This is a genomic window from Brevundimonas sp., assembly GCF_044239655.1.
GTDB lineage: Bacteria > Pseudomonadota > Alphaproteobacteria > Caulobacterales > Caulobacteraceae > Brevundimonas.
Map to the genome: position 1 here is coordinate 1 of NZ_JBIIAY010000249.1, position 2,706 is coordinate 2,706.

A 2,706-nucleotide genomic window follows, 5' to 3' on the forward strand; every position below is an offset into this window, starting at 1 on the left:
ACGACTATCACTGTACCTACAGGTGCGGGTACTTTGCTTATGGGTGGTGTATCTCTTGCCGTAGGTAACGTAGATCAATTCCTTGTAGCACTTGATGTAGATACCAATAACGAAGAGATCGTAGCAGTTACTCAGATATCTGGCGATACTCTTACAATAGTTCGTGGACAAGCAGGTACATCTGCTATTGCACATACAGCAGGTGCTAGCGTTAAGCACGTCTTTACCGGTGATGATGCAACCTTCTTCACAGCAGGTGTTGCTACAGCCAATGCTGCAATACCTAAGTCTGTGGTTACAACCAAGGGTGATGTAGTCACTGCTACTGCCAGTGCTACCCCTGCCCGACTAGGCGTTGGTTCTAATGGGCAGGTACTTACAGCAGATAGCACAACAGCCACAGGTATCAAATGGGCTACACCAGCAGTACGAACTGGTTGGACATTCTTAACAAGTGGCTCGGTAACAAGTGGAAGCACGTTAGTTATTAGCGGCCTAAGTTCTTACAATAGAATAATGATTGGTCTTGCTGCGGTAGTTCCAAGCAACAACAGTTCTTACTTAAACTATTGGGCTAACAACAAGACTGAAACATTTAAGGGAACAAAGGTTGCAATATCAGATAACCCACCATCAGGAACTTTCATATCCCAGATTGAATCAAGTGTTATTAATGATGTATACGTTTTAGGAGCATCGGCTGTTCAGGGTACAGGATTACTACTTACCATTGAAGATAATTTAACTGCTAGTGGAAAAATAGTAAAAAGTTATGCAACAGGTAACTATGGCACTGCGACCCCACCAATTTATACAAGTAGTACGAGTGAGAGTATTTTAGATACATCAGGTGCTGTATCTTCAGTTACTATTGCTTTAGAGTTTGGAACTGCAACATTTACCGCCGGAACATACAGAGTTTGGGGAAGCACATCGTGAGTGACGTAACAGAGATCAACGTAGAAACAGGACAAGTAACAGTAAGAGCCTACACACAGGAAGAGCTAGATGCTCGTGCTAATGCAGTTATTCCTGAAAGTGTAGTAATTGTAGAGAACTCTATTGAAAACTATGCAGAGATAAAGCAATCTGCTTTATCTAAACTCCAAGCACTTGGATTGACAGAAGAAGAAGCAAAAGCAATAACAACCAACTAAGGAGTTAATGTGCCATACGGCGATGATATTTCGGAAGGCTTACCATTAACCCTTTCCAATCCAGCAGGTGTTACATACACTCCTAGTGGTTATGCCTATGATATAGCCATTGCAGGCCAACCATTCTTTATCTCACCACTAGACGATCAACCATATCGTCGTGTGACAGCGCAGTATCGTAAGCAACAGATTGACCAGTCACGTGAACCAGGTGAGCAGACACTTACCGGTTGGTGGCTACGCTCTCAATCATCATTCCATTTTGGACAAGGCATCAAGTTCTTTGAACCTATTCAAGATGAGTCGCTACGCTTCCAGTACACAGAGTCCAAGGGACTTAACATCTGGGAGAATGGTCAAGCAACTCTACTTAAAGATACCTACAAGTCACACCTAGTAACAGGTGGCATTCAAACAGATGGTCGTCCTTGGCAGATCGCTCGATCTATCCAGTGGGCTACTAGCGGTAATACCTATAACGGTATTCTATTGGTAGATGAGTTTGATGTAGATAAGGTGTTTCCTACCATCACCGTATCTATTAACAACAAGGCACTGACTTCCAACGTAGCCACACTGACTACTACAGCAGCACACGGCTTGTCTGTAGGTATGCAGATCACTATTACTGGGGTAGATGCTACCTTCAATGGTGAGTATCGGATTACTACCGTACCTACTACGACTACCTTTACCTATGCCAAGACAGCAACCAACGTAACATCAACAGCCGTATCTCCAGTAGGTACTGGTGTAGCTGAGGTTATTCACTTCATTGATTACATATCCGGTACCGATTACCCAGTACACGCAATCTGTGATGATGGAGTCTATGCCTATTGGGTTACTAACGTACTTGCTAGCGGAACTCCTAGACTCAGAGTCTACAAGAAGTTACTATCTGATGATAGTTCTGTGTCACCTACCTTAATGTTTAGCAATAACGGTATTACTGTATTTAATGCGGTAATGGAATACACCAAAGAGCGTATCGTTATGTGTGTCAACGACAAGGTCTATGAGTTTTCTTCGACGGCTAGTGCAATGCCTACGGCTGTCTATACACACAACGATCCTGACCACGTATTTACCAGCATCACCTCATCAGGTAGCGCAATCTATGTAGCAGGCTATGCCGGTATCCAGTCCAACATCTACAAGTTCACGCTTAATACATCAGGTGTAATGCCTACCTTGACTAGCGCTATAACAGCAGCTGAACTACCAGTAGGTGAAAAGACGTACAAGATCTCGTACTACTTGGGCTATATGATTATCGGTACTAGCCTTGGTATGCGTGTAGCGCAAGTATCAGATCAAGATGGGTCCATCCAATATGGCCCACTACTCTTTGAATCAACCCAACCAGTCTATGACTTTGCTTTCCGTGATAAGTACGTCTGGGCAGCAACAGGAGTAGATGGACAGGCTGGCGTTACACGCATCAATCTAGGTCAAGACCTAGGCACACTGACCTTTCCTTATGCTTGGGATCTCTATGATCCAAACGATACTGCACTAACCCAGACTACAACCTGTGCCTTTATGG

General features: G+C 43.9%; 3 protein-coding genes. All 3 read left to right on the top strand.

What is annotated here, in order from left to right; translation table 11 throughout:
• Positions 1-939: hypothetical protein (locus ACILQR_RS17520; protein WP_395652645.1), on the top strand; the 939-nt coding region annotated here is incomplete at its 5' end.
• Complete coding sequence (locus ACILQR_RS17525; protein ID WP_395652646.1) at positions 936-1,157, top strand: hypothetical protein; 222 nt, start codon at positions 936-938, stop codon at positions 1,155-1,157. The genes ACILQR_RS17520 and ACILQR_RS17525, both read left to right, overlap by 4 nt.
• A gap of 9 nt (positions 1,158-1,166) precedes the next feature.
• Positions 1,167-2,706: hypothetical protein (locus tag ACILQR_RS17530; protein ID WP_395652647.1), on the top strand; the 1,540-nt coding region annotated here is incomplete at its 3' end.